We start from the raw sequence: 19,548 nt of genomic DNA on the forward strand, positions 1-19,548 counted from the left end.
CCCCTGCCCCCTTCTCCGCCGCCCCACATCCCCCACCATCCCGCTACAGACACACCCCACACATCCCGTACGGGTGACACCCGTGGAAACCGCAACCGGACAGCGCCGTGCTGCGGCAGGATGCCGGGCCATGGATGCCGTACGGGTCGCCCTGCTGCGCGAAGTTCTCGCCGGGACCGAGTGGGTCCAGGCCACCCGCCGCTTCGCGGGGACCCTGCGCGGCGCCGTCACCCCGCACGGCGGGGGGCTGCTGCTGGTCGGCAGCGCCTCGTACGAGCCCTGGCACCTGGCCGCCCACCTCGACGACGAGGCCGCCTGGTCGGGCCTGCCCGAGCTGTCACCGACGCTGGTGCGCCACCGCGTCCCCGGCGGGGCACCGGCCCATCTTGCGGTGGGGCTCGGCCGGTTGGCGGCGGCCGGACGCGGCGAGACGCTGCTGGTCGTGACGCCGGAGCAGCCGGGCGCCGGGCTGCTGGAGCGGGTGCACGACGCCCGCCGCAACGGCGCGACGGTGCTCGCCCTGGACGGCGGCGACCGCGATCTGCACGCCCTGGCACATGACGCGCTCGCCGCACCCCCGCCCCTGCCCCCACCCGACGGCAAGGACGGGGCACCGGCCGACCTCGACCTCGACACGGTCCAGCATCTGGTGAGCGCGGCCGCCGGCGAGAACAGCCTGCCCGCGCCCCGCAGACACCGCCGCTTCCGCGACCGCCTGGCCCGCCTCGCGGACGGACTGACCGCCCCGCCGCCGCCTCGCTGGTAGCCCACGAGGCCGGAAAGCGCCGACCGGCTCCCCCGCTCGCGGTCGGGACGCCGGGCGGGCCGACCGGTCTAGTCCTCCCCGCCGCTCTTCTCCCGGCCCGGGCCGTCGTGCCATTTCGGGTCGGTCTCCCACTCCACATTCCGCTCGTGGGCGGTCTCCATGGCGTGCTCGGCCTCCTCGCGGGTGCCGTACGGGCCGAGGCGGTCGGCGGCGCGGCACTGGGGCCCCTCCTCGACCGTCCGGTGTTCGAGGCAGTAGAACCACTCGCCGGGCCTGCCGACCGTACGCCTCTTGAACAGCGCCATTGCCGCCTCCTGTGGATGCTCTGTGCCACCATCCTGCCCGACGGCCCGCGGATACACTCGCTGGCATGTCTGGCCAGTCTCTTCTTGTCCCGGGGAAGATCTCCCCCACCCGCCCCGTCCCCGCCTCGATCCCGCGCCCCGAATATGTCGGCAAGGACGCGCCCACCCCGTATACGGGGCCCGAGGTGCAGGACGCCGAAACGATCGAGCGGATGCGGATCGCCGGCCGGATCGCCGCGCAGGCGATGGCGGAGGCCGCCAAGCTGATCGCACCCGGTGTGACGACCGACGAACTGGACCGGGTCGCCCATGAGTTCATGTGCGACCACGGCGCCTACCCGTCCACGCTCGGCTACCGCGGCTTCCCCAAGTCCCTGTGCTCCTCGCTCAACGAGGTCATCTGCCACGGCATTCCGGACTCGACCGTCCTCAAGGACGGCGACATCGTGAACCTCGACGTCACCGCGTACATCAACGGTGTGCACGGCGACAACAACGCCACCTACCTGTGCGGCGAGGTGGACGAGGAGTCCACGCTCCTGGTGGAGCGCACCCGCGAGGCCCTGAACCGCGCGATCAAGGCCGTCAAGCCGGGCCGTCAGATCAACATCATCGGCCGGGTCATCGAGTCGTACGCCAAGCGCTTCGGCTACGGCGTGGTCCGTGACTTCACCGGTCACGGCATCAACTCCTCCTTCCACTCCGGCCTGATCGTTCCGCACTACGACAGCCCGCACCACACCACCGACATCACGCCCGGTATGACCTTCACGATCGAGCCGATGCTGACGCTGGGGTCCCACGACTACGACACGTGGGACGACGGCTGGACGGTGGTGACGAAGGACCGCAAGCGGACCGCGCAGTTCGAGCACACGCTGGTCGTCACGGACACCGGGGCCGAGATCCTCACGCTGCCCTGACGGGAGCCGGGGGACTTTACCGACAGGGCGTCGGGAACAGGCGTAGGCTCGTTACCGACAGGACGTCGGGAACGGGTTGACTTAGGTAAGCCTAAGTAGTTAGGTGAGCCCGGGTCGGCGGCTCGGTGGAGCCGGCCTGTTCCCGTCCGCTCCCCTCGGCCCCCCGGAGGTCCGTCTTGGAAGCGTCCAGCCCGACCCCGTCCACGCCCTCGGCGCCCTCCGCGCCCTCCGCGCCGTCCGCGCCGTCCGCGCCGTCCGCCGCCTTCACCCCGTTCTCGGCGGTCATCCGCACTGCGTCCCACGAGCAGCACACCGAGGCCGAGAACTCCTCCTTCATGAGCGACCTCCTCGGCGGCAGGCTCGGCGTCGCCGCCTACCGGCGCTACACCGAGCAGCTGTGGTTCGTCTACCGCGCGCTGGAGGACACCTCCGGGCCGCGGCCGCTGGCCGCCGACCCCGTCGCGGGCCCCTTCATCCGCCCCGAGCTGGCCCGCACCGCCGCACTGGAGCGCGACCTCGCCCACCTCGGCGGCCGTTCCTGGCGCACCGGCCTGGAACCGCTCGCGGCCACCGCCGCCTATGCCGACCGGGTGGCCGCCTGCGCCCGCGACTGGCCGGCCGGCTTCGTCGCCCACCACTACACCCGCTACCTCGGCGACCTCTCGGGCGGCCAGATCATCCGCGGGACCGCCGAGAAGACCTGGGGCTTCGCCCGCAAGGGCGACGGGGTGCGGTTCTACGTCTTCGAGGACATCGCCAACCCGGCCGCCTTCAAGCGCGAGTACCGGGCGCTGCTGGACGCCCTTCCGGTGGACGACCTGGAGAAGCAGCGGGTGGTCGACGAGTGCAAGCGTGCGTTCCGGCTGAACAGCGCGGTCTTCCGGGAGCTGGGTGAGCAGTTCCCGTTGAGCGCGTAGGGGCCGCCCTCCGGGCCCTTCCACGACCGCTACCGCATATCGGGGCGCACCCGTCCACCGATGGCGATGGTGCCGTCCGGATACGGGCGGGTGAGGATCCGGGAGCCGGCGCCCTGCCGGATGTCGAGCGGGCGCCCCAGCTCGTGCGTCAGCAGCAGGGCGGCGGCGCCGGTGGCCTCGTCCTCGACGACGCCGTCACCGCGCCGCGGGAAGGCCCGCGCCCGGACCACGCCCGCGGCCTCGTCCTGCCAGGCCCAGGCGTAGAGCCAGCCTTCCCCCGGCGGCGGTGCGGGCAGCGCGTCGACCTCGGCCACCGAGGCGTACCGCCGGGTCGTGCGCGCGGTCACCCACTCCGCGCGCCCGCGCACCCAGACCACGTCCCCCTCGAAGCGGACCGCGACCTCACCGGCCGCCGGGCGCAGGGTGCGCGGCGGCCGCCCCAGGCTCCGCAGCAGCCAGGCCAGACCGACCAACGGATGCCCGGCGAACGGGAGCCGGACGCTCGGGGTGTGGATGTCCACGGTGCCCCGGCTCGCGTCGTCGAGGAACACGGTTTCGCTGAAGCCGAGTTCGGCCGCGAGGGCGGCGCGCTCGGCGGCACCGGGGAGGGCCGCCCCGTCGCGGACGACGCCCAGCAGATTGCCGCCGGCGCCGTCGGGCCCGCAGAACACCCGCAGCACATCGAGTTCGGTCATCCAGACAGTGAACCGCAAGGCCGGTGGACCGGAATTCCGCCGGTCATCATCCGTCGCACGGCGTGACCCTTACCTTGACCGCCGCATGACGGTTCCGTGACCGGGCGTGGGTCAATCCGTGATCCGGCCGTTGTTCATGAGAGCGGGATCACTGGACGGGGCGGGCGAAAACAGGTAAGCCTCAGATAAGTTAGGGCCGCCTTAGTGGCGATCTTCATGACTGTTTATCGTTCGCGTAGTCCTTATCCGTTCCACCCGAGCCGCCTGGAGCCCCCGTATGCGAGCCCATCGCTCCTCCGTCGTCGTCGCCCTCGCGGCGGCCACGGCCGTCACCGCCGTCGCCGGCTGCGCCGCGAAGAACGACGGCAAGGGAGGCGGCGGCAAGGGCGCCATCGAGGTGACCGCGACCGACTCCAGCTGTGAGCTCTCCGCCAAGGAGTTCCCTGCCGGACATGTCCGGTTCGCGGTGCAGAACAAGGGCTCCAAGGTCACCGAGGTGTACGTCTATGCGCCCGGCGACCGGATCGTGACCGAGCGGGAGAACATCGGTCCCGGCACCCACGCGGAGATCACCGCGGAGATCAAGGCCGGTTCGTACGAGGTCGCCTGCAAGCCCGGCATGAAGGGCCACGGCATCCGCCAGAAGGTGACCGCCAGTGGCAAGGGCGCAAGCACCAAGCGCGACCCCAAGCTGGATGCCGCGGTCGCCGCGTACCGCACCTACGTCCAGGAGCAGGCCGACCGGACGCTCCCGGCGGCACAGAAGTTCGCCGACGCGGTCAAGAGCGGCGACGCCGAGGCCGCCAAGAAGGCCTACGCCCTTTCGCGGGTGGGCTGGGAGCGCACCGAGCCGGTCGCCGAGTCGTTCGGTGACATCGACCCCAAGGTCGATGTGCGCGCCGACGGTGTGGAGAAGGGCCAGAAGTGGACCGGCTGGCACAAGCTGGAGAAGTCCCTGTGGGAGGAGAAGAAGATCTCCGGGGACGACAAGAAGCTCGCCGATCAGCTCCTCACCGATCTGAAGGACTGGCAGAAGCGGGTCGGGAAGGCGGAGATCACCCCGACCAGCATGGCCAACGGCGCCAAGGAGCTGCTCGACGAGGTGGCCACCGGCAAGGTCACCGGTGAGGAAGAGCGCTACAGCCACACCGACCTGGTCGATTTCCAGGGCAATGTCGAGGGTGCCGAGAAGGCGTACGAGCTGCTGAAGCCGGTCGTCGCCCAGCACGAGCCGGCGCTCGCCAAGGAGCTGGACAAGCAGTTCAAGGCGATCCGCGCGCTGCTCGACGACCACCGCGACAGCAAGTCCGCCGATGGCTTCGCCTCCTACGACACGGTCGGCAAGAGCGAGCGCAAGAAGCTCTCCGACGGCGTCAACGCGCTGGCCGAGCCGCTGTCCAAGCTGGCCGCCGCCGTGGCCACCACCAAGTAGTCCGACGCGGGCAAAGGATCACGATGACGCAGGACGAGGGCACGACCGGCGAGGACGGCACGAGCGCCGAGGGCCGCACCACCACCGCCAACGGCGAGGCCACCGCCAACGGCACGGCCGGGCAGACCGCCGACGGGCGCGCCCCGTCCCGGCGTTCCCTGCTCGGCTGGGGAGGCGCCGGCCTGGCGCTGGGCGCGGTCGCGGCCGGCGGTACGGCGGCGGCGCTGCGCACCGGCGGCGACGCCCGGCCGGCCGACGCGGACGCGACCTCGCGCTCCGCGGTCGCCTTCCACGGCAGGCACCAGGCGGGCATCGCCAGCGCCGTCCAGGACCGGCTGCACTTCGCCTCGTTCGATGTCACCACCGACGACCGCGACGAGCTGATCGCGCTGCTCAAGGAGTGGACCAAGGCGGCGGCCCGGATGACGGCGGGGGACGCGATCGGTGACGGCGCGGTCGGCGGGCTCGCCGAGGCTCCGCCGGACGACACCGGTGAAGCGCTCGGGCTGCCGCCGTCCCGGCTCACCCTCACCTTCGGCATCGGCCCGACGCTGTTCGAGAAGGACGGCAAGGACCGGTTCGGCATCAAGGCCCGGCGGCCCGATGCCCTGATCGATCTGCCGCAGTTCCCCGGCGACAACCTCGACAAGGCGCGCAGCGACGGCGATCTGTGCGTCCAGGCGTGTGCGGACGACCCGCAGGTGGCGGTGCACGCGATCCGCAACCTGGCCCGGATCGGCTTCGGCAAGGTCGCGATCCGCTGGTCGCAGCTGGGCTTCGGCAAGACGTCCTCGACGACGCCGGACGCGCAGACCCCGCGCAATATGTTCGGCTTCAAGGACGGCACCCACAACCTGGCGGGCACCGACACCGCCGCGCTCGACAAGCACGTCTGGGTCGCGGACGGCGAGGCGAAGGGCAAGGAGAGCTGGATGGCCGGCGGCTCCTACCTCGTCGCGCGCCGGATCCGGATGCACATCGAGACCTGGGACCGCACCTCGCGCAAGGAGCAGGAGGACATCTTCGGCCGGGACAAGGGCGAAGGTGCACCGGTGGGCAAGAAGCACGAGCGGGACACCCCGCATCTGAAGTCGATGCTGCCGACCGCCCATGTCCGCCTGGCGCACCCGGACTCCAACGGCGGGATACGCATCCTGCGCCGCGGCTACTCCTTCACCGACGGGACGGACGGCCTGGGGCGGCTGGACGCGGGGCTGTTCTTCCTCGCCTACCAGCGGGACGTACGCCACGGCTTCGTCCCCCTCCAGCAGAGGCTGGCGGCCGACGACGCGCTCAACGAATACATCCAGCACGTGGGTTCAGCGGTCTTCGCGGTGCCGCCGGGCGTCCGGAACGCGGACGACTGGTGGGGCCGGGAGCTGTTCGCCTGACACCGTCGTCACCGCCGACACCATCGAACACCGCCGACGCCGGGAAGAAGAGCGTCGGCCCCATGAAGGAAGGGAAGGAACCGGCGTGTTCGGCAACTACCTGATCGGTCTGCGCGAGGGCCTGGAAGCCAGCCTCGTCGTCTGCATCCTCATCGCCTATCTGGTCAAGACCGGGCGGCGGGAGGCGCTGCGTCCGGTCTGGCTCGGGATCACGCTCGCCGTGGTGCTGTCGTTCGCGTTCGGTGCGGCGCTGCAGTTCGGGTCACAGACCCTGACCTTCAAGGCCCAGGAGGCACTGGGCGGTTCGCTGTCGATCCTTGCGGTCGGCCTGGTGACGTGGATGGTCTTCTGGATGCGGCGCACCGCGCGGCATCTGAAGAAGGAGCTGCACGGCAAGCTGGACGCGGCGCTGCAGATGGGCACCGTGGCGCTGGTGGTCACCGCGTTCCTGTCGGTGGGCCGCGAGGGCCTGGAGACCGCGCTGTTCGTCTGGACCGCCGCGCAGTCCGCCAACGACGGCGTCCGGCCGCTGGTCGGGGCGCTGCTGGGCCTGCTGACGGCCGTAGCGCTGGGCTGGCTGTTCTACCGCGGTGCGGTGCGGATCAACCTGGCGAAGTTCTTCACCTGGACCGGCGGCATGCTGGTGGTGGTCGCGGCGGGCGTGCTGGCGTACGGCTTCCACGATCTGCAGGAGGCGGACCTCCTGCCGGGGCTGGCCTCGCAGGCGTTCGACATCAGCGCACAGATTCCGGCCGACAGCTGGTACGGCACCCTGCTGAAGGGCATCTTCAACTTCCAGCCGGACCCGACCGTTCTTCAGGTCACGGTGTGGGCTCTGTATCTGGTCCCCACGCTCACGATCTTCTTCGCCCCCGGTAGGGTGGCGCCGAATCGTGCCACCCCGGCGGCCGCCCCGTCCGCCCCGGTCGCCCCGAAGGAGCCCGAGCCCCATGACACGCAGGTCGCCGTTCCGGGTGCCCGCAACACTGACGTCGGCAGTGGCGGCAATGGTGATAGTGAGCGGGTGCATGACGGTGCACGGCGAGAGGGAGATGCTGCCGGCGGTGTCGAAGGCTGAGGGCACCAAGGCGCTCACGCACTTCACCGAGAGCTTCAACAAGGCCAACCGTCAGCTCGATCCGGCGCTGAACCCCGCTTTCGAGGGCGGCGCGCTGCTCGCCATCGACCAGGCCGGGATAAAGGCGGCACACGCCCTGCGGCCGCAGGGCAATCCGGGCTTCGCGGACCTGGCGTTCACGGATCCGCACTTCACCGTGCCCCAGCAGGCGGGCTGGCCGAAGTACTTCATCGCGGACGCGGCCAGCAACCGCAAGAACGCCCGTGGCCAGAACACCCGCTGGTTCCTGGTGTTCAGCCGCAACGACATCGACGAGCAGTGGCGCGCGGTGTATCTGGCGACGTTCGAGGACAACAAGGCCCCGGAGCTGAAGACGGACGAGAAGGGCTACGCGGAGGCGGTGCCCGCCGGCGCGAAGTCCGGTCTGGCGGTCGATCCGGGCGAGCTGAGCCGTACCTACGCGGAGTACCTCAACTCCGGCAAGGGCGGCACCTTCGCGTCCGGACGGGAGACCGACGGCTGGCGGGCCCAGCGGGCCAGGGACGCCAACCGGCCCGGCCAGCGCATCATGTGGGAGGACTCCCCCGCGAACTACCCGCCGGTGGCGCTGCGGACCACGGACGGCGGTGCGCTGGTGTTCTTCTCGACCGTCTACCACCAGCAGCAGACGTTGTTCGCCGGGGCGACGATCTCGGTCGGGAAGCTGAAGGGCCTCGTCGAGGGGCCGCCGAAGAAGACCAACCGGATGCTGTTCACCACGGTCTCCGGTCAGACGGTCAAGGTGCCCGCCAAGAGCGCCGGGGGGAAGGTCGCGGTCCTCAACCGGATCGAGGCGAAGACCGCGGTGAAGCCTCTGTAGCCGGCGGGAATCCGCTCGTGCGCGAAGGGCCGTCGGGGTGACCCGGCGGCCCTTCGGTGTGCGTACGGGGTGAGCGGATCGGTGTGCGTCGGGGTGAGCGGAGGGGTGATGCGGTCCGCTCAGCGGCCGATCGGCCAGGCCGCCGCCTCGTGGTGGTGCGGCTCGCGGTCGTTGAACTCCGCGCAGGCGTCGGTGAGCGATTCCAGCAGCGTCAGCGGGTCGGGCAGGGCCAGCTCGGGGCCGCGCAGCCAGCTCACCGCGGGCTGCTCGCCGGGCAGCGCCGAGGGCGGCAGCAGCACATAGCTGCCGCGGCAGTGCCAGCGCAGCCCCGGGTGCTCGTCCATGGTCTCGGGGTGGCAGTCCAGCTCGCAGGGCCACCACTCGTCCTCGTCGTCCGGGGTGCCGCGGGTGGCGGTGAAGAAGAGCATCCGGCCGGCGTGGAGACCGGCGCCGCTGAGGGTGATCGGCCCGACGTCGATACCCGCCGCGTCCAGCCGTCCCAGGGCGCTGCGGCCCGCCTCGACGGGGACGTCCAGCACATCGTGGGTGATGCCGGTGGCGGTGATGAAGTTGGCCTGCGGGAGGGTGCGGACCCAGGCGGCGACCTTGTCGCGGTCGGTGGTGGCGACGGTCTGCCAGCCGAAGGAGATGGGATGGCGGGCGGGGGTGGGACAGCCGATGCGCTCACAGGAACAGCCGTAGCCGGAGGGGTGCGCCGCCGGAGCCACGGGGAAGCCCGCGTCGGCCGCCGCCAGCAGCAGGTCCTCGCGGCTGCGCGCAGCCGCTGATCCCGTGTCCGTATCGCCGCCGTCCGATCCGCTCTTCGGCCGGCGCAGCCACTGGGAGAACCTGCTCTTGCGTTCCATCTATCCCCTCACTTCGAGCGGTGGTCTGGGATCAATGCTGCCACCATCCTGCGCCTCGGGTGACCGGTGTGGAGATCCGGGGTGAACGAAGGGCGGACCAATACCGGCAATTCAGGTCATCGACGACAGGATGCCGCCACCGGCGCCGGGTGCCCGGTGCGCTCAGTCGCGCGGGCGCAGGCCACTCAGCACCTGGTCGACAAGGGTGTCGACGAAGTCGTGGGTCAATTCGCCGGTACGCATCAGCCAGCGCTGTGAGAAGGGACTCAGCACCATCTCGGCGGCGATCCGCACATCGATACCGGCGGCCACCTCGCCCGCCTCCTGCGCCGCCCGCAGCCGGTCGACGTAGACGCGGATACCGGGCTCCAGCAGCCGGGCCACGAAGGCGCCGGAGAGCTCCGCGTCGTTCGCTCCGGCCGCCGCGAGGGCGCGGTACGGCGCCTGGAAGGCGGGGTCGTTGAATTCGTCGGCGGTCGCCCGCAGCACGTACTTCAGGTCCGCGGCCAGGTCGCCGGTGTCCGGGAGACCCGCCGCGTAGTCCTCGTCCACATCGGTGGTGAAGGCTTCCAGCAGGACGGCGGCCTTGGAGGGCCACCAGCGGTAGATCGTCTGCTTGCCGACCCCGGCCCGGGAGGCGATGCCTTCGATCGTGAGCTTGTCGTAGCCCACCTCGCCGACGAGGGCGAGGGCGGCATCGAAGATCGCCCGGCGGGAGCGTTCGCTGCGGCGGGTGGGGGTCCCCCCGGCGGAGCCAGGGGGAGAGTCGGGGGCTGCTTTGTCGGCCATACGGCGGAGTCTAGCGAGAGGAGGCGAGACGTATCGTCTTGACGAGACGCGACGTCTCGTTCATGGTGGCGATCGAGCGAGACGCTTCGTCTCGCTCTGGTGCAGAGGAAAAACCGGGAAAAACCCGAGAGGGAAAGCGAACAAGAGGAAAGCGAAGAGGAAGGGGAATCCCCTGAGCAAGGGAAATGCCGGCGGGATGCTCGGGGTCGGCGGCACCCGCGCCAAGCTCTCGCGCGGAGCACTGCGCGGCGGCGCTGCCACGGACCGCGGCGGAGCGGGACGGACCGAGGCCCAGGAACGGCGTCGTGAACTGCTGCGCAAGTTCCAGGAGCGGGCGCAGGAGGAGTGAGCCGGGGGGGCCGGGCGCCGACCCGGTGGCGGGCCACTCGAACGGTGCACGGTCCGGGGCGCCGGGGCTCCGTGCGGCGGACGATGTGGGAGCGCGTACGAGATCCCGCACCCGCCCGAGTGCCACCACCGTGAGGAGCCTTCCTTGCGTATCCCCCGGCGCAGCGCCACCCCCCGCCGTTATCTGATGTGCCCGCCGACGCACTTCCGGGTCGGCTACTCCATCAACCCGTGGATGGACCCCGGCAAGCCGGTCGATCTCGCCCTTGCGCAGGCCCAGTGGGAGGAGCTGAGCGACCGCTACCGCGCGCTCGGCCACACCGTCGAAGAGCTGGCGCCGCACCCCGGTCTCCCCGACATGGTCTACGCCGCCAACGGCGCCACCGTCGTGGACGGGCGGGTGCTCGGCGCCCGGTTCGCCTTCGCCGAACGGCACGGCGAGGCCGCGGTGCACGCCCGCTGGTACCGCGACCACGGCTTCGCCGACGTACACACACCGCAGCACATCAACGAGGGCGAGGGCGACTTCGCCGTCACCGCCTCCTGGCTCCTGGCCGGCCGCGGCTTCCGCAGCAGTCCGCTCTCCCATGCGGAGGCCCAGGAGTACTTCGCCCGGCCGGTGATCGGCCTCGATCTGGTCGACCCGCGCTTCTACCACCTCGATACGGCGCTGTGCGTGCTCGACGGCGGCGGCAGCGGGTCGGGCGGCCCCGCGGCGGAGATCATGTACTACCCCGGCGCGTTCTCCGCCGGGAGCCGGGCCGTGCTGGCCCGGCTGTTCCCCGACGCGCTGATCGCCGGCCCGGCCGATGCGGCGGCGTTCGGGCTGAACGCGGTGTCCGACGGTCTGCATGTGCTGCTGCCGCAGGCGGCGGTGGGGCTCTTCGGGCCACTGCGGGAGCGGGGGTACGAGCCGATCGGGATGGATCTGGCCGAGCTGGTGAAGGGCGGGGGAAGCGTGAAGTGTGTGACGGGGGAACTGCGTTTGGCTTGAATCCCACGTGCCGCCTTCGGTGCGAGACGGGGCGTGGGGGCGGGGTGGGCTGTGGCCTCGCGTGGGTGAGTGGTGCGGTGCCGGGGCTGCGGGGTGTCGGAGCCAAGCCCGGTGGGGGTGAGCTCAGGGCCCGTGTGGGGGGTGAAGCCAGGGCCCGTAGGGGCGGCTCAGGGCCCGTGTGGGGGTCGGGTCAGGACCAGTCGTCGCCCCAGGAGGCGTCGCGGGCCTCGCGGTAGTGGGTGCCGTGCCGCTTGGTCACCGTGGTGCGCTGCAGGCCGTCCCGGGTCGTGCACAGGTCCAGGAGGACCTGGCCCTTGCGGAGTTGGGGTTTGCGGATGATGCGGGCGGGGGCGGGGGTGGCGTCGAGGGTGGTCGCGGCCACATAGCTGAACTTTTCGTCCTCGTACGGGAGGGAGCCGCCCTTGACCTGGCGGTGGAGGGAGGAGCGGTTGACCCGGGCGGCGAAGTGGCACCAGTCTCCCCCGGCTGCCGCCGGGGGCGCCCCCTCGCTCCGGACCAGCGGGACGATGGGGCAGGTGTCGCTGTGCGGACAGGGGGCGACGATGCGCAGTCCGGCTTCGGTGAGCTGGGTGCGGGCCTCGCGGATGCGGAGGTAGCCCTCGGGGGTGCCGGGTTCGATCAGGACGACGGTGCAGGCCGCGGCGGCCGCTGCGGCGACGACGGCGCGGCGGTCCTCGGGGCGGAGCTCGCCCAGGACGTAGGAGACGGTGACGAGGTCCGTGCCGGCGGGGACCGACAAGCCCTCGCCGATGGTCGCCCGCTGCCATGTGGTGTCGGGCAGGGTCTCGGCGGCCAGCTCCCGGCCGAGGTCGAGGGCGGGCTGTGCCCAGTCCAGGACGGTGCTGCGGGAGCCCTCCCAGGTGGCCGCGGTGGCCCAGGTGGCGGCGCCGGTGCCGCCGCCGATGTCGACATGGCTGGCCGGGGACCAGTCCGGGACCCGAGCGGCGAACGCGGCCAGCGCCGCGCGTACCGCCTCGAAGGTGGCCGGCATGCGGTAGGCGGCGTACGCGGCCACATCCGCACGGTCGCGCAGGACCGGGGCGTCGGTGGGGGTACGTCCCCGGTAGTTGGCGATCAGCCGCTCGACGGCCTGCGCGGCCTGTTTGGGCGGCAGGCCGTCGAGCAGGCCCGCCAGCGCGGCGCGCAGTTCCTCGTGCATGGGGGGAATTCTACGGGGCCCGGTGGGATGCCCTGCCTGGTCGTGGGATGCCCTGCCTGGTCAGGTGGCGCGGGACACCGCGCGGGCCAGCCGGGTGGCGGCCGCGGCGCGGGGAGCGCTGCCGCCGTTGCGGCGGCGGGGGTGGACGGTGTTGGCGAGGAGGACGAGGAACGTGTCGGTGGCCCGGTCGAGGACCAGGCTGGTGCCGGTGAAGCCGGTGTGTCCGGCCGCGCCGCGGCCCGCCAACTCGCCCATGAAGTACGGCTGGTCGACACCGAAGCCGAGGCCGGGCGGGTCGAGGAGGGCGGCGACGGCGACGGGGCCGAGGATCCGGGCGGTGCCGTACGCGCCGCCGTTGAGCAGGGTGCGGCACAGCACGGCCAGGTCCTGGGCGGTGGAGAAGAGTCCCGCATGACCGGCCACCCCGCCCAGCGCCCAGGCGTTCTCGTCGTGCACCTCGCCGCGGACCAGGCCCCGGTCCGCCTTGGCCCAGGGCCGCCGCTGGTCCTCGGTCGCCGCCACGCCCTGCGGCGCCAGCGGGCCGTAGGTGGTGCTGGACATGCCCAGCGGGCCGGTGATGCCGTCGCGGATCAGGGCGTCGAGCCGGTGCCCGGTGCGCCGCTCCAGGATCAGCTGGAGGGCGATCAGGTTGAGGTCGGAGTAGCGGTGCCCGGCGCCGGGGCGGCCACTGGGGTTTGCCGCCTCCGCCCACAGGAGTGCCAGTTGGGCGGCGCGGGCCCGGTGGTCGTGGAACGGCAGCTCGGGGGCGAGGCCGGAGGTGTGGGTGAGCAGCTGCCGGACGGTGATGCCGGGGGCGAAGGCGGGCAGGTCGGCGCGGACCTCGTCGTCGAGGGCCAGCCGGCCGCGTTCGATCTGCTGGACGGCGGCGACGGCGGTGAAGAGCTTGCTGAGCGAGGCGAGGTCGAAGACCGTGCCGACCCGCATCGGCTCCCACAGGTCGCGGGGCAGATCGAGGCCGCGATCGCGTTCCGGGTCGTAGGCCCGGTAGCGCAGTGCCCAGCCCGCGGCGGCCTCGGCGGCGACGACGGGGCCGCGGCCGGCCAGGACGACGACTCCGGGCGCCCAGGGCGGACGCCCCTCGGGCAGCGCCCGCACGCCGCGGACCAGCCGCTCCATACAGGCGGGGTCCAGTCCCGCCCGGGTCGGCGTGCCGTAGGTGAGTCTCGGTGCCTTCAGAGCCTGGTCCTCTCGCCGGCCGTGCTCCCGTTGCTCTCCCCCCTACGCTGCCACGGGCGGCACATTCCCAGGAAGCTCACGAGCGCCAATATGGCGCAGGAGAGCTGTACGAGAGCCATCGGCAGGGCCGTTCGCTCGCCCGCGATGCCGACGAGCGGCGAGGCCACCGAGCCGAGCAGGAAGGTGGAGGTGCCCAGCAGCGCGGAGGCGGAGCCGGCCGCATGCGGGGTGCGCAGCAGCGCCAGGGTGTTGGTGCTCGGCATGACCAGGCCCATCGCCGACATGAGGACGAAGAGGCCGGCGGCCACCGGGACCAGGCCGGGACGGCCGAAGATGCCGGAGGACATCACCAGCAGCCCGGCGGCGGCGAGCGCGATCACGGCCAGTCCGGTGCCGAGCACCTTGTCGAGGCGGACCCGGCCGACCAGGAACTTGCCGTTGAACTGGCCGACACACACCAGGCCGACCGAGTTGATGCCGAAGAGCAGGCTGAAGGTCTGCGGGGAGGCGCCGTAGATCTCCTGGATGACGAACGGCGAGGCGGAGATATAGGCGAACAGGGCGGCGAAGGCGAAGGCGCCGACGAGGAGGTAGCCGGAGAAGGCCCGGTCGGCGAGGAGATCGCGCATGGTGCGCAGGGTCTGGCGGAGGCCGCCGGAGTGGCGGCGGGCGGGCGGCAGGGTCTCGTCGAGCCTGCGCCACACCAGGAGGGTGAGCGCCACCCCGACGACGGTGAGGACGACGAACACGCCGCGCCAGTCGGTGATCTGGAGGATCTGGCCGCCGATGAGCGGGGCGACGACCGGTGCCGCTCCGGAGATCAGCATCAGGGTGGAGAAGAACCGGGCCATCGCCACGCCGTCGTACAGATCGCGGACCATCGCCCGTGCGATGACGATGCCGGCGGAGCCCGCCAGGCCCTGCAACAGGCGGCAGGCGATGAGGAGTTCGGCGGTGGGGGCGAGCGCGCACAGCGCGGTCGCCAGGATGTAGATCACCATGCCGGCCAGCAGCGGGCGGCGGCGGCCCCACTTGTCGCTCATCGGGCCGACGATCATCTGGCCCAGCGCCATGCCCGCCAGGCAGGTGGTCAAGGTGAGCTGGACGGTGGCGGCCGGGCTGTGCAGGGCCGCGGTGACCTGCGGCAGGGCGGGCAGATACATGTCCATGGAGAGCGGCGGGACCGCCGTGAGGCCGCCGAGGACGAGGGTGACGAGGAGGCCGGTGCGGCGGGACTCGGGCAGCGGGGCCGGTGCAGTCGCTGCTGCTGCCGCGCCCCGCTCGGCTATGGCGGGAAGGTCCTTGGCATCGGCCGCGCCGGGCTCCGTCATCAGTGTCTCCATGGTTCGTCGAGGGCGGCACCATGGTGTCATGCACGGGACGGCTCCCGGCGGGTTCCGGACCGGTCCCTTGGACGGAAACCGGACGTGTGGAGGTCCTAGGTCGCAGGTCCCGGTCAGGCGGGCTTCAGCCCCGGATCACCCGCCTCGGAGACGAAGGAGGCGGCGGTGTGTACCGGGGCCCCGGGGGTGGTGACGGCGGGCACCGTGCGGTAGTCGCCGCGGGCGGTGTCCTGGCCGAGGGTGACGGTGACATAGCCGCGCCGGCCGTTGTAGAACTTCAGGTGCGGGTTGGCGGCCAGGTACGTGGCCCAGTTGGCGGGCTTGTCCGCGCCGTCCTTGCCGCTGGCGATCGAGCTGGTGACGAACTCCACCCCCGCGGTGCGCGAGCCGGGGTCCTTGAAGTCCTTCTTGATGTCGAAGGCGTAGTGGACGTGTACATCGCCGGTGAGGACGACGAGGTTGTCCACGCCTGCCGACTCCGCGCCCGAAAGGACCCGGTCGCGGGAGGCCGCATAGCCGTCCCAGGCGTCCATGCTCAGCTGGTAGCCGGCGCCGGTGGCGTTGCGCCGCTCGGAGAAGGTGACCTGCTGCGGCAGGACGTTCCAGCGCGCGGAGGACTGCCGCCAGCCGTCGATCAGCCAGCGCTCCTGGGCGGCGCCGGTCAGGGTGCGCTCGGGGTCCAGGGACTCGGGGCCCGGGGCGTGCCAGCCGTCGCCGTAGGCCTGGTCGGAGCGGTACTGGCGGGTGTCGAGGATGTCGAACTGGGCGAGCTGCCCGTACTGGACGCGTCGGTAGAGCTGGGCGTGGGAGCCCTGGGGCCGCTGGGGGCGGCGCAGCGGCTGGTTCTCCCAGTACGCCCGGTAGGCGGCAGCCCGACGGACGAGGAATTCGGCGGGCGGGAGGTTGTCCTCGCTGATGTCGGAGGCGTAGTTGTTCTCCACCTCGTGGTCGTCCCAGGTGACGATGAAGGGGTGCGCGGCGTGCGCCGCCTGCAGGTCCGGGTCGGACTTGTAGAGGGCGTAGCGCAGCCGGTAGTCGTCCAGTGTGACCGTCTCGTGGTTGAAGAGCGCGGGCAGCTTGCGGTCGGTGTAGTTGCGGACGCCGCCGGCCGCGCTGACCGGGTACTCGTAGAGGTAGTCGCCGAGGTGGAAGACGACGTCGAGGTCCTCTTCGGCCAGGTGCTTGTAGGCCGTGAAGTAGCCGTCGTGGTAGGCCTGGCAGGAGACGGCGGCGAGCTTCAGCTCGGAGAGCCGGGCGGAGCGGGCGGGCGCGGTGCGGGTGCGGCCGACCGGGCTGATCCAGCTGCCGGCGCGGAAGCGGTAGTAGTAGACGCGGTCGGGTGCGAGGCCGGTGGGTTCGATGTGCACGGAGTGGTTGAACTCCGGGTGTGCGTCGGCGCGGCCCTGGCCGGCCAGCCGCTTGAAGCGCTCGTCGTAGGCGACTTCCCAGCGGACGGTGACTCTGGCGTCCGGCATGCCGTTGCCTACCTCGTACGGCCGCGGTGCGAGCCGGGTCCACAGCACGACGGAGCCGGGCTGGGGGTCCCCGGAGGCGACGCCGAGGGTGAAGGGGTTCTCGGTGATCTTCCGCGCATCGGCCTCGGCGGCGTAGGCGCCGGCGCCCGGGAGGTTGGTCGTGAAGGCGAGCGCGGCGGCGGCTCCGGTGACGGTGAGAAAGCGGCGGCGGCCGAAGTGTGCGGCAGCGGCCCGGATCTCCTGCTCGTGCGGTGCGTGGTGCGTCATCTGGCCCTCCCCTGGCGGTGGTTGTCCCCAGTGATTGGAGGGCCGCGGGACGGCGCGGCGCTGTCCCGTGCACGACACATGCATGACAGGTGGATGAGGACCGGTCCCGCAACGGACGCGACCGGACAATCGCGGCACCCTACGTGCCTCGCGCCTGCGTGAACTGGGCGAGCTGCGCCGGGAGGGCATCCTCACCGAGGAGGAGTGCACCGCCGCGAAGGCCGCGGCCCTGGAGCGCTTCCACACCACGGGCTGAGTCGCGGCGGCTGCGGCCCGTCCGCCCGCCGTACGCCGTTTACGCTGCCGCCATGGCAGAGAACACAGAGCCGGCACGGGCAGCGCGGACGACGCCGATGGCACGGGCCGGGCAGGTGGGCGGCACGGCGACCGCGGACCGGCCCACGCTGCCGGCCCCCACCTCACGGGGCGGACAGAGCACACAGACGGCACCCGTGCCGCAGGAGGCACGGCAGGACGGGGCGGCGCCCCGGAAGGTCGCCGTGGTGACCGGCGCCGGCTCCGGCATCGGGCGGGCGGTCGCCCATGCGCTGTTCGCCGCCCACTGGACGGTGGTGCTGGCCGGGCGGCGCGCGGAGGCACTGGCCGAAACCTCCCGGCTGGCGGGCCCGGTGGACGCCGGCGGCCCCACGATCATGACGGTGCCGACCGATGTCACCCGCCCCGACCAGGTCGACGCCCTCTTCGCCGCCGTCCGCGACCGCTTCAGCCGGGTCGATCTGCTCTTCAACAACGCGGGCACGTTCGGCCGGGCGGCGCCGCTGGAGGATCTTGCCTACGACGACTGGCGCGCGGTCGTCGACGTCAACCTCACCGGCTCCTTCCTCTGCGCCCAGGCCGCGTTCCGTGCCATGAAGTCCCAGGAGCCGCAGGGCGGACGCATCATCAACAACGGCTCGGTCTCCGCGCACACGCCCCGGCCGCACTCCGTCGCGTACACCGCCACCAAGCACGCGATGACCGGCCTGACCAAGTCGCTCTCCCTGGACGGCCGTCCGTACGGCATCGCCTGCGGCCAGATCGACATCGGCAATGCGGCAACCGAGATGACCGGCCGGATGCAGACCGGCATTCTGCAGGCGGACGGCCAACTGGCGGTCGAGCCGGTGATGGACGCGGCGGATGTGGCCGGCACGGTGGTGCACATGGCGGCGCTGCCGCTGACCGCCAATGTGCAGTTCGCGACGGTGATGGCGACCACCATGCCCTACATCGGGCGGGGTTGAGGGCTGGACTGAGGGCTGGGCTGAGGGCTGGACTGGGGGCTGGGTTGGGAGCGAGGTAGCGGGCGGGGCTGAAGGCGGGCCGAGGAAGGCGCCGGGGAGAATCCGCTGCCGGGCCGGATTGCGGCGCTCGCCCGGCCGGGGAGGGGAGCCGCCGCACCGGCCCAGCGCACCGGCCCAGCGCATCGGCCCGCCGCACCGGCGCGTCGAATCCCCGTACGACCCCTGCCCTCCTGTCGCTTCCGGTGGCACCCTTACCTCGGATCCGCACCACTCATCTGCCGGGACCGCCCGCGCGCGGCCCCGTTCCCCCGCGGCCGTGCGCGCCCCGTCGCGCGCGGCCCCCGCAGAAGGAGTTACGCGTGAGACGAACCGTTCGTGGCATACCGGCAGTTCACGGCATACCCGCGCCACGCCGCGTGCCCAGGTCCCGGGCCGCCCTCGGCACCCTGACCGCCGCCGGTACGCTGCTCGCCCTGCTGCTCCCCACCGGCTCGGCCGCCGCCACCCCGCAGAACTCCCACCGCTCCCCCGCCCCGCAGACCGCCCCCGGTGCCTTCTGGACCGCGGACCGGATGCGCAGCGCCGTTCCCCTGGACCTCTCCGCACCCGCGAAGGGCTCCCCCGCCACCGCGGTCCCGCGCAGCGCCCCGCTGAAGGTGGCCCCCACGCTCCCGCAGCTCCCGCAGCTCCCGCAGCTCCCGCGGCTCCGGCAGGCCCCGAAGGCGCCCTCCGCCACCCCGCCGCTCCCCGGCGTGCTCCCCCAGGCCGGCGGGCCCTGGACCGGCGGCGGCGCGGTCACCAAGACCACCGGCCGGGTGTTCTTCACCTACCAGGGCCGCACGGCCGCCTGCTCCGGCGACGCGGTGACCAGCGGCAACAAGAGCACGGTGATCACCGCGGGGCACTGTGTGAAGCTGGGCGGCGTCTGGCACACCGACTGGGTCTTCGTCCCCGGCTACCACGACGGCGAGGCACCGTACGGCAAGTGGGCGGCCACCAAGACGTTCTCCACTCCGCAGTGGACGGCGAGCGAGGACATCAACTACGACGTCGGTGCCGCGGTCGTGGCCCCGCTCGACGGCAAGAAGCTGACCGATGTCGTCGGCGGCCAGGGCCTGTCGTTCAACTCCGGCTACAGCAAGACGATGTACGCCTTCGGCTTCCCCGCGGCCGCCCCCTACGACGGCAGCAAGCTGATCTACTGCAGCGGCACCACCTTCAAGGACCCGCTGTTCTCCGGTGACCACGGTCTGGCCTGCAACATGACCGGCGGCTCCAGCGGCGGCCCCTGGTTCACCTCGTTCGACGAGAAGACCGGCACGGGTCTGCAGTCCTCGGTGAACAGCTTCGGCTACCAGTTCTGGGCCAACACCATGTTCGGCCCGTACTTCGGCGACGACGCCAAGAACCTCTACACCACGGCCCAGTCGTCCTGACCTCCCACCCGCGCCCCGGGGGCCGTACGGCCGGACCGTGTGC

At 72.0% G+C, this 19,548-nt stretch carries 20 protein-coding genes; 11 read left to right on the plus strand and 9 right to left on the minus strand.

Going from position 1 to position 19,548, the window contains the following annotated elements:
- Positions 1-130: 130 nt before the first annotated feature.
- Positions 131-766, plus strand: coding sequence for a hypothetical protein (locus ACF088_RS30055; protein ID WP_392379014.1), 636 nt, complete (start codon positions 131-133; stop codon positions 764-766).
- A gap of 68 nt (positions 767-834) precedes the next feature.
- Here the strand turns inward: ACF088_RS30055 and ACF088_RS30060 are convergent, their stop codons facing one another.
- Positions 835-1,071 carry a hypothetical protein gene (locus ACF088_RS30060; RefSeq protein ID WP_392379015.1) on the minus strand — a complete coding sequence of 79 codons (237 nt, stop codon included), beginning with the start codon at positions 1,069-1,071 and terminating at the stop codon, positions 835-837.
- A gap of 65 nt (positions 1,072-1,136) precedes the next feature.
- Here ACF088_RS30060 and map point away from each other — a divergent pair, with 65 nt between their 5' ends.
- Positions 1,137-1,994, plus strand: a complete 858-nt coding sequence (gene map, locus ACF088_RS30065; protein WP_392379016.1) for a type I methionyl aminopeptidase — start codon at positions 1,137-1,139, stop codon at positions 1,992-1,994.
- Positions 1,995-2,085: 91 nt separating this feature from the next.
- Here the strand turns inward: map and ACF088_RS30070 are convergent, their stop codons facing one another.
- Positions 2,086-2,331 carry a hypothetical protein gene (locus ACF088_RS30070; protein ID WP_392379189.1) on the minus strand — a complete coding sequence of 82 codons (246 nt, stop codon included), beginning with the start codon at positions 2,329-2,331 and terminating at the stop codon, positions 2,086-2,088.
- On the opposite strand from ACF088_RS30070, the gene ACF088_RS30075 reads away from it, so the two are divergent.
- Positions 2,279-2,911, plus strand: coding sequence for a heme oxygenase (biliverdin-producing) (locus ACF088_RS30075; RefSeq protein ID WP_392379186.1), 633 nt, complete (start codon positions 2,279-2,281; stop codon positions 2,909-2,911). The genes ACF088_RS30070 and ACF088_RS30075 overlap by 53 nt on opposite strands.
- A gap of 29 nt (positions 2,912-2,940) precedes the next feature.
- Here the strand turns inward: ACF088_RS30075 and ACF088_RS30080 are convergent, their stop codons facing one another.
- Positions 2,941-3,606, minus strand: a complete 666-nt coding sequence (locus tag ACF088_RS30080) for a PhzF family phenazine biosynthesis protein (protein ID WP_392379017.1) — start codon at positions 3,604-3,606, stop codon at positions 2,941-2,943.
- A 277-nt stretch (positions 3,607-3,883) separates the two neighbouring features.
- On the opposite strand from ACF088_RS30080, the gene efeO reads away from it, so the two are divergent.
- The 4 genes from efeO (at position 3,884) to ACF088_RS30100 (ending at position 8,366) form a co-directional block, all read left to right on the plus strand.
- The gene (efeO, locus tag ACF088_RS30085; RefSeq protein WP_392379018.1) at positions 3,884-5,038 is read left to right on the plus strand and encodes an iron uptake system protein EfeO; all 1,155 of its coding nucleotides are present in this window, start codon (positions 3,884-3,886) and stop codon (positions 5,036-5,038) included.
- Positions 5,039-5,061: 23 nt separating this feature from the next.
- Positions 5,062-6,429 (plus strand): iron uptake transporter deferrochelatase/peroxidase subunit, encoded by a 1,368-nt coding sequence (efeB, locus tag ACF088_RS30090; protein WP_392379019.1) that lies wholly within the window; start codon positions 5,062-5,064, stop codon positions 6,427-6,429.
- A gap of 85 nt (positions 6,430-6,514) precedes the next feature.
- Entirely contained in the window at positions 6,515-7,507 is a 993-nt protein-coding gene (gene efeU / locus ACF088_RS30095) for an iron uptake transporter permease EfeU (RefSeq protein WP_392379020.1), read from the plus strand.
- A complete protein-coding gene (locus ACF088_RS30100) occupies positions 7,494-8,366 on the plus strand; it encodes a hypothetical protein (protein WP_392379021.1) in 873 nt (290 codons plus the stop codon). Before efeU ends, ACF088_RS30100 begins: the two co-directional genes overlap by 14 nt.
- Positions 8,367-8,485: 119 nt before the next feature.
- Here ACF088_RS30100 and ACF088_RS30105 read toward each other — a convergent pair whose 3' ends face one another.
- Both ACF088_RS30105 and ACF088_RS30110 read right to left on the minus strand, forming a co-directional pair.
- Complete coding sequence (locus ACF088_RS30105; RefSeq protein WP_392379022.1) at positions 8,486-9,232, minus strand: bifunctional DNA primase/polymerase; 747 nt, start codon at positions 9,230-9,232, stop codon at positions 8,486-8,488.
- Between the two features lie 162 nt (positions 9,233-9,394).
- Positions 9,395-10,021: a TetR/AcrR family transcriptional regulator gene (locus ACF088_RS30110; protein WP_392379023.1), complete on the minus strand. Its 627-nt coding sequence runs from the start codon at positions 10,019-10,021 to the stop codon at positions 9,395-9,397.
- 196 nt (positions 10,022-10,217) lie between these two features.
- On the opposite strand from ACF088_RS30110, the gene ACF088_RS30115 reads away from it, so the two are divergent.
- Positions 10,218-10,370, plus strand: coding sequence for a DUF6243 family protein (locus tag ACF088_RS30115; RefSeq protein ID WP_392379024.1), 153 nt, complete (start codon positions 10,218-10,220; stop codon positions 10,368-10,370).
- A 144-nt stretch (positions 10,371-10,514) separates the two neighbouring features.
- The gene (gene ddaH / locus ACF088_RS30120; RefSeq protein ID WP_392379025.1) at positions 10,515-11,363 is read left to right on the plus strand and encodes a dimethylargininase; all 849 of its coding nucleotides are present in this window, start codon (positions 10,515-10,517) and stop codon (positions 11,361-11,363) included.
- Between the two features lie 190 nt (positions 11,364-11,553).
- On the opposite strand, the gene ACF088_RS30125 is transcribed toward ddaH, so the two are convergent.
- The 4 genes from ACF088_RS30125 to ACF088_RS30140 all read right to left on the minus strand — a co-directional run bounded on the left by ACF088_RS30125 (position 11,554) and on the right by ACF088_RS30140 (position 16,825).
- The gene (locus ACF088_RS30125) at positions 11,554-12,543 is read right to left on the minus strand and encodes a small ribosomal subunit Rsm22 family protein (RefSeq protein ID WP_392379026.1); all 990 of its coding nucleotides are present in this window, start codon (positions 12,541-12,543) and stop codon (positions 11,554-11,556) included.
- A gap of 60 nt (positions 12,544-12,603) precedes the next feature.
- Positions 12,604-13,680: a serine hydrolase domain-containing protein gene (locus ACF088_RS30130; protein ID WP_392379027.1), complete on the minus strand. Its 1,077-nt coding sequence runs from the start codon at positions 13,678-13,680 to the stop codon at positions 12,604-12,606.
- A 56-nt stretch (positions 13,681-13,736) separates the two neighbouring features.
- Positions 13,737-15,071, minus strand: coding sequence for a multidrug effflux MFS transporter (locus tag ACF088_RS30135; protein ID WP_392379028.1), 1,335 nt, complete (start codon positions 15,069-15,071; stop codon positions 13,737-13,739).
- Positions 15,072-15,196: 125 nt separating this feature from the next.
- Complete coding sequence (locus ACF088_RS30140) at positions 15,197-16,825, minus strand: alkaline phosphatase D family protein (protein ID WP_392379029.1); 1,629 nt, start codon at positions 16,823-16,825, stop codon at positions 15,197-15,199.
- Positions 16,826-17,133: 308 nt separating this feature from the next.
- On the opposite strand from ACF088_RS30140, the gene ACF088_RS30145 reads away from it, so the two are divergent.
- Both ACF088_RS30145 and ACF088_RS30150 read left to right on the plus strand, forming a co-directional pair.
- Positions 17,134-18,069, plus strand: coding sequence for an SDR family oxidoreductase (locus ACF088_RS30145; protein WP_392379030.1), 936 nt, complete (start codon positions 17,134-17,136; stop codon positions 18,067-18,069).
- A 359-nt stretch (positions 18,070-18,428) separates the two neighbouring features.
- Positions 18,429-19,505 carry a peptidase gene (locus ACF088_RS30150; RefSeq protein WP_392379031.1) on the plus strand — a complete coding sequence of 359 codons (1,077 nt, stop codon included), beginning with the start codon at positions 18,429-18,431 and terminating at the stop codon, positions 19,503-19,505.
- The last annotated feature ends 43 nt before the right edge of the window (positions 19,506-19,548 follow it).

Origin of the sequence: Streptomyces sp. NPDC015125 (assembly GCF_043080045.1) — a bacterium.
Taxonomy (GTDB): domain Bacteria; phylum Actinomycetota; class Actinomycetes; order Streptomycetales; family Streptomycetaceae; genus Streptomyces.

Coding starts and splice junctions, on each gene's coding strand:
- efeO (WP_392379018.1), top strand. CDS start 3,884: ATGCGAGCCCATCGCTCCTCCGTCGTCGTCGCCCTCGCGGCGGCCACG.
- ACF088_RS30105 (WP_392379022.1), bottom strand. CDS start 9,232: ATGGAACGCAAGAGCAGGTTCTCCCAGTGGCTGCGCCGGCCGAAGAGC.
- ACF088_RS30145 (WP_392379030.1), top strand. CDS start 17,134: ATGGCAGAGAACACAGAGCCGGCACGGGCAGCGCGGACGACGCCGATG.
- ACF088_RS30070 (WP_392379189.1), bottom strand. CDS start 2,331: ATGAAGGAGGAGTTCTCGGCCTCGGTGTGCTGCTCGTGGGACGCAGTG.
- ACF088_RS30110 (WP_392379023.1), bottom strand. CDS start 10,021: ATGGCCGACAAAGCAGCCCCCGACTCTCCCCCTGGCTCCGCCGGGGGG.
- ACF088_RS30060 (WP_392379015.1), bottom strand. CDS start 1,071: ATGGCGCTGTTCAAGAGGCGTACGGTCGGCAGGCCCGGCGAGTGGTTC.
- ACF088_RS30055 (WP_392379014.1), top strand. CDS start 131: ATGGATGCCGTACGGGTCGCCCTGCTGCGCGAAGTTCTCGCCGGGACC.
- ACF088_RS30115 (WP_392379024.1), top strand. CDS start 10,218: ATGCTCGGGGTCGGCGGCACCCGCGCCAAGCTCTCGCGCGGAGCACTG.
- ACF088_RS30125 (WP_392379026.1), bottom strand. CDS start 12,543: ATGCACGAGGAACTGCGCGCCGCGCTGGCGGGCCTGCTCGACGGCCTG.
- ACF088_RS30080 (WP_392379017.1), bottom strand. CDS start 3,606: ATGACCGAACTCGATGTGCTGCGGGTGTTCTGCGGGCCCGACGGCGCC.
- map (WP_392379016.1), top strand. CDS start 1,137: ATGTCTGGCCAGTCTCTTCTTGTCCCGGGGAAGATCTCCCCCACCCGC.
- ACF088_RS30130 (WP_392379027.1), bottom strand. CDS start 13,680: ATGGAGCGGCTGGTCCGCGGCGTGCGGGCGCTGCCCGAGGGGCGTCCG.
- ACF088_RS30135 (WP_392379028.1), bottom strand. CDS start 15,071: ATGACGGAGCCCGGCGCGGCCGATGCCAAGGACCTTCCCGCCATAGCC.
- efeB (WP_392379019.1), top strand. CDS start 5,062: ATGACGCAGGACGAGGGCACGACCGGCGAGGACGGCACGAGCGCCGAG.
- ACF088_RS30140 (WP_392379029.1), bottom strand. CDS start 16,825: ATGACGCACCACGCACCGCACGAGCAGGAGATCCGGGCCGCTGCCGCA.